The organism is Pseudonocardia yuanmonensis, from assembly GCF_039542425.1.
GTDB lineage: Bacteria > Actinomycetota > Actinomycetes > Mycobacteriales > Pseudonocardiaceae > Pseudonocardia > Pseudonocardia yuanmonensis.
In genome coordinates, this window is the sequence record NZ_BAABIC010000003.1 from 312,305 (window position 1) to 327,166 (window position 14,862).

The 14,862-nt window shown below is 74.3% G+C and carries 15 protein-coding genes; 7 read left to right on the plus strand and 8 right to left on the minus strand.

Features of this window, described 5'->3' with window-relative positions; all coding sequences use genetic code 11:
* Nucleotides 1–5 precede the first annotated feature (5 nt).
* On the plus strand, nt 6–1,028 hold the full coding sequence (locus tag ABD990_RS06090) for an acetylxylan esterase (RefSeq protein WP_345378902.1): 1,023 nt from the start codon (nt 6–8) through the stop codon (nt 1,026–1,028).
* On the opposite strand, the gene ABD990_RS06095 is transcribed toward ABD990_RS06090, so the two are convergent.
* Nucleotides 989–2,530, minus strand: coding sequence for a hypothetical protein (locus ABD990_RS06095; RefSeq protein WP_345378903.1), 1,542 nt, complete (start codon nt 2,528–2,530; stop codon nt 989–991). The two genes, ABD990_RS06090 and ABD990_RS06095, sit on opposite strands and share 40 nt — an antisense overlap.
* Nucleotides 2,523–3,095 carry a cyclic nucleotide-binding domain-containing protein gene (locus ABD990_RS06100; protein ID WP_345378904.1) on the minus strand — a complete coding sequence of 191 codons (573 nt, stop codon included), beginning with the start codon at nt 3,093–3,095 and terminating at the stop codon, nt 2,523–2,525. The genes ABD990_RS06095 and ABD990_RS06100 overlap by 8 nt, the downstream gene beginning before the upstream one ends.
* A 151-nt stretch (nt 3,096–3,246) precedes the next feature.
* On the opposite strand from ABD990_RS06100, the gene ABD990_RS06105 reads away from it, so the two are divergent.
* Together ABD990_RS06105 and dinB are read left to right on the plus strand one after the other, a co-directional pair.
* Complete coding sequence (locus ABD990_RS06105; RefSeq protein ID WP_345378905.1) at nt 3,247–3,663, plus strand: pyridoxamine 5'-phosphate oxidase family protein; 417 nt, start codon at nt 3,247–3,249, stop codon at nt 3,661–3,663.
* A 73-nt stretch (nt 3,664–3,736) separates the two neighbouring features.
* On the plus strand, nt 3,737–4,951 hold the full coding sequence (gene dinB, locus ABD990_RS06110) for a DNA polymerase IV (RefSeq protein WP_345379066.1): 1,215 nt from the start codon (nt 3,737–3,739) through the stop codon (nt 4,949–4,951).
* A 144-nt stretch (nt 4,952–5,095) separates the two neighbouring features.
* On the opposite strand, the gene ABD990_RS06115 is transcribed toward dinB, so the two are convergent.
* Together ABD990_RS06115 and ABD990_RS06120 are read right to left on the minus strand one after the other, a co-directional pair.
* Nucleotides 5,096–5,668, minus strand: coding sequence for an Rv1733c family protein (locus ABD990_RS06115; RefSeq protein ID WP_345378907.1), 573 nt, complete (start codon nt 5,666–5,668; stop codon nt 5,096–5,098).
* 55 nt (nt 5,669–5,723) lie between these two features.
* Nucleotides 5,724–6,536: a siderophore-interacting protein gene (locus ABD990_RS06120; RefSeq protein WP_345378909.1), complete on the minus strand. Its 813-nt coding sequence runs from the start codon at nt 6,534–6,536 to the stop codon at nt 5,724–5,726.
* A 194-nt stretch (nt 6,537–6,730) separates the two neighbouring features.
* Here ABD990_RS06120 and ABD990_RS06125 point away from each other — a divergent pair, with 194 nt between their 5' ends.
* A complete protein-coding gene (locus ABD990_RS06125; protein WP_345378911.1) occupies nt 6,731–8,017 on the plus strand; it encodes an acyl-CoA dehydrogenase family protein in 1,287 nt (428 codons plus the stop codon).
* 341 nt (nt 8,018–8,358) lie between these two features.
* On the opposite strand, the gene ABD990_RS06130 is transcribed toward ABD990_RS06125, so the two are convergent.
* Genes ABD990_RS06130 through ABD990_RS06140 form a run of 3 tightly spaced genes read right to left on the minus strand, consistent with a single transcriptional unit; the run spans nt 8,359 to nt 10,682 of the window.
* Nucleotides 8,359–9,201 (minus strand): MBL fold metallo-hydrolase, encoded by an 843-nt coding sequence (locus ABD990_RS06130; RefSeq protein ID WP_345378913.1) that lies wholly within the window; start codon nt 9,199–9,201, stop codon nt 8,359–8,361.
* Nucleotides 9,202–9,241: 40 nt separating this feature from the next.
* Nucleotides 9,242–10,030 (minus strand): carbon-nitrogen hydrolase family protein, encoded by a 789-nt coding sequence (locus ABD990_RS06135; protein WP_345378914.1) that lies wholly within the window; start codon nt 10,028–10,030, stop codon nt 9,242–9,244.
* Nucleotides 10,031–10,034: 4 nt separating this feature from the next.
* A complete protein-coding gene (locus tag ABD990_RS06140) occupies nt 10,035–10,682 on the minus strand; it encodes a TetR/AcrR family transcriptional regulator (protein WP_345378916.1) in 648 nt (215 codons plus the stop codon).
* 76 nt (nt 10,683–10,758) lie between these two features.
* Here ABD990_RS06140 and ABD990_RS06145 point away from each other — a divergent pair, with 76 nt between their 5' ends.
* Entirely contained in the window at nt 10,759–12,564 is a 1,806-nt protein-coding gene (locus ABD990_RS06145) for an acyl-CoA dehydrogenase (protein ID WP_345378918.1), read from the plus strand.
* Here the strand turns inward: ABD990_RS06145 and gabP are convergent.
* Nucleotides 12,501–13,928: a GABA permease gene (gabP, locus tag ABD990_RS06150; RefSeq protein ID WP_345378919.1), complete on the minus strand. Its 1,428-nt coding sequence runs from the start codon at nt 13,926–13,928 to the stop codon at nt 12,501–12,503. The two genes, ABD990_RS06145 and gabP, sit on opposite strands and share 64 nt — an antisense overlap.
* Nucleotides 13,929–14,029: 101 nt before the next feature.
* Here gabP and ABD990_RS06155 point away from each other — a divergent pair, with 101 nt between their 5' ends.
* Nucleotides 14,030–14,572 (plus strand): dihydrofolate reductase family protein, encoded by a 543-nt coding sequence (locus ABD990_RS06155; protein WP_345378921.1) that lies wholly within the window; start codon nt 14,030–14,032, stop codon nt 14,570–14,572.
* 100 nt (nt 14,573–14,672) lie between these two features.
* Nucleotides 14,673–14,858, plus strand: a complete 186-nt coding sequence (locus ABD990_RS06160) for a hypothetical protein (RefSeq protein ID WP_345378923.1) — start codon at nt 14,673–14,675, stop codon at nt 14,856–14,858.
* Nucleotides 14,859–14,862: the final 4 nt, after the last annotated feature.

The following is a 14,862-nucleotide window of genomic DNA, read 5'->3' on the forward strand; positions in this document are numbered from 1 at the left end:
TCGGCGTGTGTCGCGCGGACGGCGGTGACGGGGGCGCACCCGCGCAGGCCGGGGCCCCGGGTCCCCCGGACCTCGACGCGTTCTGGGCCACGACGCTCGCGCAGCTGAGCCAGGTCCCCGTCGACCTCCGCCGGACCCCGCGCCACGCACCGAGCGCCCACACCGTCGCCCACGATCTGGAGTTCCGGTCCTGGGGCGGGCAGCCGATCCGCGGGTACGCGATCACCTGGGAGGATGCGGCGCCCCGGCCCCTGATCGTGCACGCCCACGGATACCGGTCGCAGGCCGTGCCCCGGCTCGGGTGGGTCCGGGCGGGCTGCCACGTCCTGGGCTTCGACGTGCGGGGATTCGGCCGCTCCCTCGCGGCGGTCCCGGCACCGGCACCGGCGGGTTGGCTCCTGACGGGCGCGCGCGGGCCCGAGACGTCCGTGCTGCGCGGCGCCGTGTGCGACTACGTACGGGCGACCGAGGTCGCCGCTGCCCTGAACGTCCCGACGCTGCGGGCGATCAGCCACGGCGTAAGCCTCGCGGGTGGGCTGGCGCTGATGGCCGAGGCGGTGGCGCCGCGCGCGGACCTGCTCGTACTGGGGGTGCCCACCTTCGGCTGGACGGAGGGCCGCCGCCTGCTCGTAGAGGCCGGGTCGGGGGCCGAGATCTCCTCGTTCCTCGACCAGCACCCGCAGTACCCCGAGGACGACCTGCAGGCGGTCCTGTCCTACTTCGACACCGCCCTGCTAGCGCCCCGTGTGCGGTGCCCGACCGTGATCGGCCTCGGCGTGGTCGACCGCGTGGTGCCGTGCGCCACCGTCATGGCGGTTGTCGAACCGATCCGGGCCCCGCGCGAGGTCATGACCTTCCCGGTGAGCCACGACGCCGGCCCCGCCATGCGCGCCTGGGACCGGTTCGACGAGCGCTGGCTCGGGCTGGCCGTCGGCGGGGTGCCGGACGGGTTCGGGCAGGACGGGTTCGGGCAGGACGGTTCCCCTGGTCAGCGCAGCGCCGCCGCCTCCCGCACCCAGGCCCGGTAGCGCGGGGTCAGGTCGTCGTCGACGAAGCGCGCGACCCGCTCAGGATCGGACGGGTCGGCGACGACGGCGGACATCCGGAACGGCTCGGCGACCACGGCGCCGAGCACCGCCCGGCTGAGCCGCTGGTCGAAGTTCGCGACCGCCACCGGGACGATCAGCGGTTCCGGGTCGAGCCGGGCGGCCAACCGGAACGCGCCGAGGCGCAGGCGGCCCGGCGACCCCGCGGTGGGACCCGGCCGGCCTTCGGGGCAGATGACCAGGTCGACACCGGCGCGCAGCGTCGCGGACGCCTCGGCCACGAAGCGCTCGTACCGCTCGGCCCGCTGCTGCGCGGTCGGCGGCCCCTCCTCCGAGGACGGGACCATGACATAGCCCAGGCGGGCGTAGTAGCGCGCGTGGCCCGCCTCGTGCCAGTGCGAGTCCCGCACCACGCGGACCGGCGCCCGCCCGTAGGTCCGGTAGAGGATCATCGACGAGACGAAGTGCGTGTCGAGGATCAGGCTGAACCCGTTCGGCAGCCGGTTGCCGGGGTGGCTGTCGAGGTGGTTGCACAGCACGACATTGCCCGGCGTCGGCGGCAGCCGGTCGAGGCCCGCGATGCGGTGGTCCGTGTGCGCGAACAGGTCGACGAGCGCCCGGCAGGACCGGGCCCGGACCTCCGCGGGCGGGAGGTCCGGCGGCGCCGAGGCGACCGCCTCGTACACCCGCTGCAGTCCCAGGTACACCCGCAGCTCCCGACGGACACCCGCGAGCACGTCGAGCGCCTCCCGCGCGATCTCGGCCTCGACCGCGTCGGGTCCGTCACGGATCACCTCCAGCGCCCGGAACGCGTCGGCCACGGTCGGGCGGGATCGAAGGTAGCCGGGGATGCGGTGGAGCGGCGAGGTCACCCGCAGCTCCTCGGCCCGCAGCGCCACGAGCGCGGCGACCGCGTCCGTCTCGTCGTCGTACCGCCCGGTGACGAGCCGGGTGTGCTGACGCCGCAGCTGCCCGCCCGCCAGCCACAGCAGCAGCTCGTGCAGGCGCGCCGCGAACGCCCCGTCGAGGCGGCAGGAGGCGTCGATCACCTCCCGGTCCACCCGCAGCAGCCGGGTGCGGGAGGTCGCGTGCGCGTCCCAGCGGTACCGGTCGGGCGGGACCAGGCCGTCCCAGCCCACGGGGTAGCCGGGCGTCGTGACCGCCCGCCGCACGATCCCGTCGACACCGACCTCGACGCCGCCTTCGAGCCCGCCGTCGACCCCGCCGTCCCTGGAGCCGTCGACCCGGCCGTCGGTGTCGGGTCCGGTGTCGGGTCCGGTGCCGGATGCCGGGCCGAGGACGATCTCGCCCTCGACGAGGAACCACAGCGCCGACCCGCGCTCGCCCTCGCCGTAGAGGCGCCCGCCGGCCGGCAGGGTCACCCATGTGGCGTGCTCGGCGAACAGGTGCCGGTCGCCGTCGTGCAGCTGGTCGAGCAGGGCGAGCCCGGCGAACCAGCGGCGCACGGCGACGACGTCACGCATCGCCGGAGACCTCGGACAGGGCGGACGGCCCGGACACCTCGGACGGCCGGGCCGCCCCGGACACTCCGGCCGGCTCGGCCGCCTCGGTCGGCGCGGACGCGGGGTGGGCCCACCGCGCCTGCAGATCCCGCGTGCGGTCCGCCAGCGCCCCCGCCACCAGCCCGCACACGGCCGCCGTCCAGCGCGGCGGTCCGTCGCGCACCACCGCGAGCGGCAGCATCACGATCCGCGAGTCCGCGTCGGCACGGATCGTGGCGGTCGCCCGTCTCGGCGCGACCAGGCCCGACCAGCCGAACACCCGCCCGGGCTCCTCGGTGGCCTCGACCACCAGGTCGCCCGTGCCCGCGAAGTCGATCAGGGTCGCGATCCGGCCCTGGACGAGCACGATCAGGCCGTCAACGACGGCCCGCTGCCGCAGCAGGACCGTGCCCTGTGCGACGTTGTGCACCGTGGACCGGCGGTCGAGCTCGCGGATCAGCGCGGCGGGCAGCGCGGACCCGCCCGGTAGCAGATCGCCGAGCGGCGGCGACGACGGTGGCGGCAGTGACGACGCCCCGGCACCCATGCCCCGATCATGGGGTCCACGGAGCGGGGCGGGGCAGGGACCTTCGACCCTGCGTGCGCCCCACGCCGGTCGGCAACACTTCCCACGGCGCGGCGGCGCGGCCCGCCCGGCGGTCTGCCGGCGCGGTGGACCACGAACCGTGGGGACGACGATGTCCGAGACCGAGATCGCGCTGGCGACGCTCAGCCCCGACGAGTGCCGGGCCCTGCTCGTCACCCATCGCCCGCGGCTGGGCCGGCTCGCCTTCGTCGCCGACGGCTGGCCGCTCGTGCTGCCGGTGAACTTCGCCGTCGACGGCGACGGCGTGTACGTCCGGTCCGCCGCGGGCAGCAAGGTCGCCGCCGCGGCCCGCTGCGAGCGGGTGACCTTCCAGATCGACCACGTCGACGAGGTGTGGGAGGAGGGGTGGAGCGTCCTGGCGTTCGGCCGGCTGCGCCTGGTCGAGGACCCGGTGGAGCTCGCCCGGGCCCGCCGGCTCCCGTTGCGGCCGTGGGCGAGCGGAGACAGGCCCTGGTTCCTGCGGCTGGAGGTCGAGTCGCTGTCGGGGAGGTGCATCGCCTACCCCTGACGGCCGCGAAGGACCGCCCCGGGAGCGGCACCGCCGCCTGCGGCGGGATCCTGTCGGTGCCCCATGCGAACATCTGTTCGTGTCCCGGATCCGGAGTCGTGCGGAGGCGAGCATCCTGCACGCCGACCTCGACTCCTTCTACGCGTCCGTCGAGCAGCGCGACGCGCCCCGGCTGCGGGGGCGCCCCGTGATCGTCGGCGGCGGGGTGGTGCTCGCCGCCAGCTACGAGGCGAAGGCGTTCGGGGTGCGCACCGCGATGGGCGGGCGGCAGGCGCGGGCCCTCTGCCCGCACGCGGTCGTGGTGCCGCCCCGGTTCTCGGCCTACTCCGAGGCCAGCAAGGCGGTCTTCGCGATCTTCCGGGACACCACGCCGGTGGTCGAGGGGCTGTCGATCGACGAGGCGTTCCTGGACGTCGGGGGCCTGTGGCGGATCGCGGGCGCGCCGGTGGCGATCGCGGAGCGACTGCGGGCCCGGGTGCTCGCGGAGGCCGGCCTGCCGATCACGGTCGGCGTGGCCTGCACGAAGTTCCTGGCCAAGGTCGCGAGCGGCGTCGCGAAGCCGGACGGGTTGCTGGAGGTCCCGCCCGGCGGTGAGCTGGACTTCCTGCACCCGCTGCCCGTCGAGCGGCTGTGGGGCGTCGGGAAGGTCACCGCGGCCAAGCTGCACGCGCTGGGGATCCGCACGGTCGGCGAGGTCGCGGCGCTGGGCGAGCCGGCCCTGGTGTCGCTACTCGGCCGGGCGTCGGGGCGGCACCTGCACGCGCTGGCCCACAACCACGACCCGCGCGTGGTCGAGACGGGCCGGCGCCGCCGCTCCATCGGGTCTCAGCGCGCGCTGGGCCGCCGGTACCGCTCCCCCGAGGAGATGGACGCGATCCTGGCCGGGATCGTCGACCGGCTCGGCAAGCGGCTGCGCGGCGCCGAACGCACCTGCCGCACGGTGGTGCTGCGGCTGCGGTTCGGCGACTACACCCGCGCCACCCGCTCGCACACCCTCGCCCGGGCCACGGACCACACGCCGACCCTGCTCGAGGCGGCGCGCCGGCTGCTGCGGGAATCGCTGAGCATGATCCTGGAGCGCGGGCTCACGCTGATCGGAATCTCGCTCACGAACCTCGACACGGACGACGCGATGCAGCTCGCCCTGCCGTTCGACCGCACGAGCGGGCCGGAGCTGGACCGCACACTGGACTCGCTGCGCACCCGGTTCGGCGCGGAGTCGGTCACGCGGGCGGCGCGGCTGGGCCGGGACCAGGGGCTGGAGGTGCCGATCCTGCCCGACGGATGAGAACGGCCCCGGGAAGGGATCTGCCGGTATCGGCGAGGGGGCTCCCCAGTCCCCGCCGATACCGGCACCCTGTCCAACGAGCGGGGGCGCCGGGAGTTGCCCGTCGGGTTCGTTGCGGGCGCGTGAACGGTGGTCGAACCGGGATCAGCCCGCGGGGGCGCGGCCGGACCACTCCGGCTCGACCTCGGCCCAGCGGCGGGTCCACTCGGCGTCGTTGCGGCGCGCGGTCCAGCGCCGCACGAGCCGCCACGCGGCCAGGAGCAGCAGCACCGCGGCGAGCGCCACCCAGCCCGCCGCGACCACCCCGACCAGCAGGCCGGCACGCGGCGACGTCGGCGCCGGCACGGGCGTGCCGCTGCGGTCTGTCCACACCGGCACGGCGGAGCCGGTCGTCGCGCTCATCGGGACGGTGACCACGCCGCTGCGGGGTGCGCCGTCCGGTGCGGTCCAGATCGCCCTGGCGCGGCGGGTGCCCGGACCCACACCGTCCGTCACCGCGGGGCCGGCCGACGAGTCGGTGACCGTCGCCAGCACGCGGCTGCGGTCCGCCGCCTCCTCGAACGCCCGCGCCGACACAGCTCCGTGCGCCGCGGCGCCGACCAGCCCGGCGAGCACCATCGCGACCACGCCGAGGGCGCAGAGCAGGACGGCCACGGCGTCCTCGATCCGGTCCGTCCGCCTGCGCGGCAGCCCGCGGCCGCGGCGTCGCCTCTCCACGGCCGGGTTCTCGTGCGGGCCCACCCCCGCCGTTACGCCCGGTTCCCGCCGGGTGTCAGAGGCCGAGCGTGGCCAGGCGCTCCTCGTAGCGGGCGCGGACGTCCTCGAGGTCGCCGCCCGCGTCGAGCTCCTCGGCATAGATCGCGGCGGTGTCGGCGCCGGTCTCGGCGACCCGCGCGAACCACTTCTCCTGCTCGGCCCGCCAGTACCCGACCACCCCGTAGCTGCCGGCCGGCAGCGCGAGCTCCTGGCGGAGGTACCGGCGGACCGCGCGCGTCGCCGAGGCCTCGCCCGCCACGTAGACGTAGCCGGGGCCCGGCGACAGCTGCGCACCCCGCACGAGCTCGTCCAGCCGGCTCGGCACGCGCCCCAGCCCGGCGGTGTGCATCCACCGCACCTGGGCGCCGGACAGCTCCTGGGCGTCCTCGCGATGCGGCACCTCCACGAGCACCGTCGTCGGCAGCCGGTCCGCCGACTCCTCGACGATCCGGCCGAGGGCGGGCAGCGCCGTGACGTCGCCCACGAGCAGCTGCCAGCGGGCCGCCTCGGGCCGGCGGAACCAGCTGTTCCGGTGCGTGATCGCCAGCCGGTCGCCGACCTGGGCCCGGGCGGCCCACTCGCCGCCGAGCCCGCCGGGGTGCAGCACGATGTCGACGGTCAGCCGGCCCGGCTCCCACCGCCGCACGGTGTACCAGCGCCCCACCTCCGCCCCGGGGAAGCGCAGCACCACGGCCTCGTCCGGGACCCCGAGGGTGTCCAGGTCGGTCAGCGCGGGTCCGCCGAGGCCCACCCGCACCAGGCTCGGCGACAGCCGCTCGACGCTCTCCGTCACCACGGGGACGGGGCCGTTCTCCAGCTCGGTGGCCATGTCGTGCGACCTCCAGGGACGACGTTCGGGCAACGGAGGTGAGGCTAACCAATACGGGCGGCGGCGTCGATCAACCCGCTCCTCACGACCGGGTTCGACCAGGGGGCTGCCGTAAGGCGCCTGCATCAACTAGCGTGCACCTCCAGAGGCCGACGTCGGCGTCGGGCGAAGCGAGTCGCGGAGGTACGGGCACGATGGCGTGGGACTTCTCCACCGAGCCGGAGTTCGAGAAGAAGCTGGACTGGATGCGGGCGTTCGTCCGGGAGGAGATCATCCCGCTCGAGACCCTGGACATCGACCGCGAGACGTACGCGAGGATCACCGCTCCGCTCAAGGAGAAGGTGAAGGAGCAGGGCCTGTGGGCGGCGCACCTGCCGCCCGAGCTCGGCGGCGGCGGGTTCGGGCAGGTGAAGCTGGGCCTGATGCACGAGATCCTGGGCCAGTGCAAGTTCGCCCCGGGCATCTTCGGCAACCAGGCGCCGGACTCGGGCAACGCCGAGCTGCTCGCCATCGGCGGGTCGCCGGAGCAGAAGGAGCAGTGGATGCACCCGCTGCTGCGCGGTGAGCTGCGGTCCTGCTTCTCGATGACCGAGCCGGGTGCCGGCGCCGACCCGACGCTCCTCACCACCCGGGCGGTGCTCGAGGGCGACGAGTACGTGATCAACGGCCACAAGTGGTTCTCGTCGAACGCCTCGGCCGCGGACTTCCTCATCGTCATGGCGGTCACGGACCCGGACGTCTCGCCCTACCAGGGCTCGTCGATGATCATCGTCCCGGTCGACACACCGGGCGTGAACATCCTGCGCGACATCCCGGTCATGGACCACTCCACGGTGCACCCGCGCCTCGAGGGCGGGCACGCGGAGATCATCTACGACAACGTGCGGGTGCCGAAGGAGAACCTCGTCGGCAACCCCGGGGACGGCTTCAAGCTGGCCCAGCAGCGCCTCGGCCCGGGCCGCATCCACCACGCGATGCGCTGGCTCGGCCAGTCGCAGCGCGCCTTCGACATGCTCTGCGAGCGCGCGGTGTCGCGGTACGCGCACGGTTCGGTGCTCGCCGACAAGCAGATGATCCAGGACTGGGTCGCGACCTCGGCCGCGGAGATGCAGGCCGCGCGGCTGCTCACCCTGCACGCGGCCTGGAAGATGGACCAGGTCGGCGCGTCGAACGCCCGGAACGAGATCGCGATGATCAAGTTCTGGGGCGCGAAGGTGCTCCACGACGTGATCGACCGCGCCATCCAGATCCACGGGTCGCTGGGCTTCTCCGGTGACCTGCCGCTGGAGCAGATGTACCGGGCCGCGCGCGCCGCCCGCATCTACGACGGCCCGGACGAGGTGCACAAGGCCACCGTCGCCAAGCGCATCCTGCGCGGCTACGAGGCGCACGACGTGCCGAGCGAGCACGTGCCGACGCGCACCGAGGCCGCCCGCAAGAAGTTCGCCGAGTACCTCGAGCTGGCCACGGCGAACAACTGAGCCGGCGCCGGCCGGGGTCCGACGGGGGGACCCCGGCCGGCCGTCCCTCCCCCGTCAGTCCGCCCGGGCCGCCCACGCCCCACTCCTCGACCTCGGCCCGCCGGCGCCGCTTGTCCTCCTCCGGCGCGAAGGTGGCGTCGACGGAGTTGCGCGCCAGCCGGGCGAGTCGCGGCCGGTCCAGGCCGAGGTCGCGTTCGACGGCCCGTGGGTCACCTGGGTCTGCGGGTCGAAGAACACCTCCGCCCGCCGGATCCCGGCCGCCCGCGCGTGGTCGAGGTACCCGGTGGCCGGCTCGTGGAAGTCCTCCTCGGCCGGAGCACGGCGAGATTCGCGTGGTCGGGTCAGTCCTCCGCCACGAACCGGTACACGTGCCCGTCCCGCACCACGTGCCCCGCGCTGCTGCCGGCGAAGTGGGTCCCGAGCACCAGCGCACCGGAGGCGGCCGCCGTCTCGAGCAGCTCCCGCCGCGTCGCACGGGCGAGGTCCGGGTCGCCGTCGCCGGTCGCCGTCCACTCGGGGTGGCGGCACTGGATCGGGTGGTGCAGGACGTCGCCGGTGATCACGCAGCGGTCGCCGATCCAGACGCTGAGGTGGCCCGGCGTGTGCCCGGGCGTCGCCCGCAGCTCGACGCCGTCCGCGAGCGCGCGGTCGCCTGCGACCGGATCGACGAGCCCGGCGTCGAGCACCGGCCGGACGGAGTCGGCGAACGCGGGCGCGTGCAGCGGGTCGTCGGAGCGTCCCCACGCGTCCAGGTCGGCCGCCCCGAGCAGGTAGCGGGCCCGGGGGAAGGTGGGGACCCACGCGCCGTCGACCAGGCGGGTGTTCCAGCCGGTGTGGTCGAGGTGCAGATGCGTGCAGACGACGGCGTCGACCGAGTCGGGTGCGAAGCCCTCGTCGGTCAGGTCCGCCAGGTACGGGCCGGTCCGCCGGTGGAAGTCCGGGATCAGCGGGCGCTCCTTGCCGTTCCCGCAGCAGGTGTCGACGACGATGCGCCGGCCGTCGACCTCCAGCAGGTAGGAGTGCAGGCTCATCCGGTACCGGCCGTGGGCGTCGACGAAGTCCAGCGCGAGGTCGGGCTCCGCGGCGACCGCGGCCGGTGTGGCCTCGGCGAAGAAGTCGACCGGGAACGGCATGACGTGCTCCACCACCCGGCTGATCCGCACACCGTCGACGGTCCACGTCATCCGTCGCAAGCTACCCGCGCGGCGGCCTCACCGGGAGCCCTCAGAACCGCCGGTTGGCCAGCACGGGGACGGCCTTGCGCGCCGCGTCGACCTCGTCCAGGTCGACGTCGGCCACGAGGAGCCCGGGCTCCTCCCCCAGCTGCCCGACGACGGCGCCGTACGGGTTCGCGACCAGGCTCGCGCCGATGCCCGTCGGCGCCTTGCCGCGCTCGCGTCCCACCGTCGCCGGGTCGGCCTGGTCGCAGGCCGCGACGAACGACGTCGAGTCCAAGGCACGCGCGCGCACGAGCAGGTCCCACTGCTCCCGCTTGCCCGGCCCCGCACCCCAGGACGCCGGGGCCAGGACCAGCCGCGCCCCGCGGTCGCCCAGCTCCTGGTAGAGCCCGGGGAAGCGCAGGTCATAGCAGGTGGTGAGGCCGATGGTGCGGCCGTCGACCTGGATCGTGCGCACGCCCGTGCCCGGGGCGACGGTGTCCGACTCGGCGAACCCGAACGCGTCGAACAGGTGGATCTTCTCGTAGGACGCCTCGACCTCCCCGCCGGTCGCCAGCAGCGTGTTGTGCACGCGCCCGTCCTCGGCCGGGGTGAACATGCCTGCGACCACGGTGATCCCGGCATCCTCGGCGATCGCCCGCACCCGGTCCGCCCACGGGCCGTCGAGCGGCTCGGCGACCGGGCCGAGCTTCACGCCGAAGCAGCACATCGTGGCCTCGGGGAACACCACGATCCGTGCGCCGGCCTCCGCGGCCGCGCGGGTTCCGTCCGCGACGAGCCCGAGGTTGTCCTCCGGCGACGGGGTCGACACGATCTGGGCCAGGGCGATCCGCATGGCCTCAGGCTGGCATCCCGAGCATCCGACCCGCCAACTCTGCGTACAGCAGCCCGAGCGCGTCGGGGGTCCACGGGCCGTCCGGGACGAACCACCGGGCGACGTCGATGCCGAGGGAGAGCACGGCGGCGCTCGCGCCGCGCACGTCGGGCACGGTGAAGGCACCCTCCTGGACACCGCGCGTGATCAGCCCGCGCACCACCCGCTCGGTGTCCCGGCGCAACCCCGCGACCACCGCGCCGTGCCCGGCGGTCAACGCGCCCTGCTCGTACTGCACGACCCGCGCGGTGGTGCGCTGCTCGGCGTGCCAGCGGGTGAAGGCGTAGACCAGCACCCGCATCGCGGTCGCGGGGTCGTCCTGCGCGGCGGCCGCGACCACGAGGTCGCGCGCGATGGCGTGCCCGCGCCGGCTGAGCGCGAAGAGCAGCTCCTCCTTCGACGCGAAGTGCACGTAGAGCGCGGCCGTGCTCAGTCCCGAGCCCTGCGCGATGTGCTTGAGCGACGTGCCGTGGAAGCCCCGCTCGGCGAAGGACTCGAGCGCGGCGCCGACGATCGCGCGCTGCGTCGCCGTCGCCCACTCCGCCCACAGGTCCAGCCCGGCGAGGATCCGCTCCCCCGCCGCGCTCGTGTCCGTGCCGGTGACCTGCGCCATGACCCGCTCCCCTTGACGTCGCCGCCGCTCGCGCCCACCCTACTTACTGATCGATCAGTAACCTCCGGGAGCGACGATGCCACGAGGCGACCGCGACCTCATCCTGTCCCGCCGGGACCTGCAGTTCCTGCTGCACGACTGGCTGCACGTCGAGGAGCTGACCAAGCGCGAGCGCTTCGCCGAGCACTCCCGGGAGACGGTCGACGCGGTGCTGGAGCTCGCCGCGGACCTCGCGGCCGAGAAGTTCGCGCCGCACAACAAGCGCAACGACGCGGAGGAACCTCGCTTCGACAGCACCGACGGGGTCGGGCGCGTCGTGCTCCACGACGAGGTCGCGCCCGCGCTGCGCGCGGCGGCGGAGGCCGGCCTCCTGTCCGCGACGATGGACGCCGAGGTGGGTGGCCTGCAGCTGCCGCACGTCGTGGGCACCGCGGTGCAGGCCTGGTTCCACGCCGCCAACATCGGCACCTGGGCCTACGCCATGCTCACCGTGGCCAACGCGAACCTCCTGCTCGCGCACGGCACGCCGGAGCAGATCGCGACCTGGGTGCCGCCGATGCTGGAGGGGCGCTACCACGGGACGATGTGCCTGTCCGAGCCGCAGGCCGGCTCGTCGCTCGCCGACATCACCACCAAGGCCGAACCCCAGCCGGACGGGTCCTACCGGCTGCGCGGCACCAAGATGTGGATCTCCGGCGGGGAGCACGAGCTGGGCGAGAACATCGTCCACCTGGTGCTGGCGAAGATCCCGGGCGGCGCGGCCGGGGTCAAGGGCATCTCGCTGTTCCTGGTGCCCAAGTTCCTGGAGAACGGGGAGCGCAACGACGTCGCGCTCGTCGGGCTGAACCACAAGATGGGCTACCGCGGCACCGTCAACACCCTGCTCAACCTCGGCGAGGGCGCGCACACCCCGGGTGGCGCCCCGGGCGCCGTCGGGTACCTCGTGGGCGCGGCCGGCGGCGGCCTGGCCGCGATGTTCCACATGATGAACGAGGCCCGCATCGGGGTCGGGGCGGGCGCGGCGGCGCTCGCCTACACCGGCTACCTCAAGTCCCTCGACTACGCGAGGACCCGCCCGCAGGGCCGGCCGGCGGGCGCGAAGGACCCGGCGGCCCCGATGGTCCCGATCGTCCGGCACGCCGACGTGCGCCGGATGCTGCTGGCGCAGAAGGCCTACGCCGAGGGCGCGCTCGCGCTCGTGCTCTACTGCGGCCTGCTCGTCGACGAGGAGCGCACCGCCCCGTCCGAGGCCGACCGCACGCGGGCGCACCTGCTGCTGGAGACGCTGACGCCGATCGCCAAGAGCTGGCCCTCGCAGTGGGGGCCGGAAGCCAACTCCCTGGCCATCCAGGTGCACGGCGGCTACGGCTACACCCGCGAGTACGACGTCGAGCAGCACTACCGGGACAACCGGCTCAACCCGATCCACGAGGGCACGCACGGCATCCAGGCCGCGGACCTGCTCGGCCGCAAGGTCGTCATGGCCGGGGGCGCCGGGTTCACCGCGCTGCAGGAGACCCTGTCCGCCACGATCTCGCGCGCCGCGGAGGCCGGCGAGGAGGCGGCGGAGTACGGCGCCGCGCTGCGGGCCGCACTCGAGCGGCTCGTCGAGGTCACCGCCGCGCTCCACGCCCACCCGGACGCCGAGGAACGGCTGGCCAACGCTTCGGTCTACCTCGAGGCGGCCGGGCACGTCGTCGTCGCGTGGATCTGGCTGGAGCAACTGCTGGCCGCGGCCGGGCGCGACGACGAGTTCGGCCACGGCAAGCGCGCCGCCGCCCGGTACTTCTTCCGGTTCGAGCTGCCGAAGGTCGGCCCTCAGCTCGACCTGTTGGCCTCGCTCGACCGGACCTCGCTCGACACCGATCCCTCCTGGCTCTGAGGAGCGGGGTCCGGTCCCGCGCGGCGGGTGAGCACGATCCCGACGACGACCACCACCGCGGCGATCAGCGCCGTCATCGCCAGATCGAACCGCGAGCCCTCGCGGAAGGCCATGTACACCAGCATGACCGGGATGACCACGATGACCGCCCAGGTCAGCACGGGATAGGCCCACATGCGCACGGGCAGCGCGACGTCCTCCCGCTCCAGCCTGCGCCGCATCCGCAGCTGCGACACCGCGATGACCAGGTACACGAGCAGCGCGATCGCGCCGGACGTGGCGAGCAGGGTGGAGAAGACCTCCTCCGGGAACACGTAGTTCGCGATCACGGTGAGGAAGCCGACGGCGGTGGAGGCGAGCACGGCGATGCGCGGCACGCCCCCCGCGGTGGTCCGCATGACCGCCCGCGGCGCCTGCCCGCGGCGGCCGAGCGAGTAGATCATCCGCGAGGCGGTGTAGAGCGCGGAGTTCAGGCAGCTCGCCACGGCGACCAGGACCACGACGTCGACGATCAGCTTCGCGCCGGGGACGCCGATGGCGTCGAGCGCGGTCTGGTACGAGCCGTTCTCCGGCAGCGCCGGGTCGTCCCACGGCACCAGGGCCACGACCAGCAGGATCGAGGCCAGGTAGAAGACCGAGATCCGCCAGATCACCGAGCGCGTCGCCCGGCCGATCTTCTCCGCCGGGTTCTCGGACTCCGCCGCCGCGATGGTGACGATCTCCGTACCCATGAAGCTGAACATCGTCACGAGCACGGCGGCGACGACGGCCCCGACGCCGTTGGGCAGGAAACCGCCGGTGTCCCACAACCGGCTGACGCCGCTGACCTGGCCGCCGGGCAGGATCCCGAGCACCGCGAGCACGCCGATCGCGATGAAGGCGACGATCGCCACGACCTTGAGCAGGGCGAACCAGAACTCGAACTCGCCGTAGTTGGCGACGTTGAACAGGTTCGTGACGGTCAGCAGGATCGTGATCACCAGCGCCCACGCCCACTGCGGCACGGCCGTGATCCACGAGTTGAGGATCGTCGCGGCCGCCGTCGCCTCGACCGGGATGACCAGCACCCAGAACCACCAGTAGAGCCAGCCGACGCTGAACCCGGCCCAGCGACCGATGGCACGGTCGGCGTAGGTGGAGAAGGAGCCCGAGTCCGGGGTCGCCGCCGCCATCTCGCCGAGCATCCGCATCACCAGGACGACGAGCAGCCCCGCGAACGCGTAGGCCAGGAGCACGCCGGGCCCCGCCGTCGCGATCGCGGTGCCGGACCCCACGAACAGGCCCGCCCCGATGACGCCCGCGATGCTGATCATCGTGACGTGCCGGTCCTTCAGTCCCGCGCTGAGCTGCGAGTCCCCCGCCATGTCGGCTCCCTCCGGCGCCCTCGTCCGCGGGCGTGTCGGGGAATCATCACGCCGCGCAACGGTCTGCGCAGCGCGGGGCCGGAGCTGGCAGGGTGCGCCGCATGGCCCGCGTCGTGTACTCCGCCGCCATGTCGCTCGACGGCTACATCGCCGGGCCCGGCGGGGACATGGCCTGGCTGGCGCCGCACTTCGGGCCGGATCCCGACGCGGACGAGCTGGCCGCCCGCACCGGCGCGCTGCTGACCGGGGCCCGGACCTGGCGCGGCGACGACCCCAACGCCGGCACGGACGCGGAGGGCGCCTTCGGCGGGACCTGGACCGGGCCGTCGATCGTCGTGACGCACCACCCGGACCCCTCGCCCCCGGCGGACGTGACCTTCGTCGGCTCGGTCGAGGAGGGGCTGGACCTCGCGCGCGCCGCGGCCGGGGACCGGGTCGTCAACATCCTGGGCGCCGACCTCGCCCGGCAGTGCCTCGCCCTCGGGGCGGTCGACGAGATCGCGGTGTCCGTGGTCCCGGTGCTGCTCGGGGACGGCGTGCGACTGTTCCACTCCCTCGGTGGGATGTCGATCCGGCTGGAGCGGACCCGGCTCACGGGCCTCCCCCACACCACGACGCTCTGGTACCGGGTGGTGGGGCGGTAGGCCGGCCCGGGCGCATCAGACAGCACCGGTCGCCAGTCCTGCTCGCACCGGAGCGCCGGCGGATCGGACTGGTCGACGTCCTGCTCACCGAGGCGGAAACGTGACCACCGAGGAGCCGCTCCTGCCCGAGCCTCCGCCGCAGGTTCCCCACGGTCCGGACCCGGACCTCGACCAGCCACCCTTCGTCCCCCCCGACGACGAGGCGTGCGGCCTGGTCGAGCCCGTCCGGCCCGAACCCGACCGGCGACCGCCGGCGATCGACCTCGACGAGGAGCCGCCGTTCTGACCGA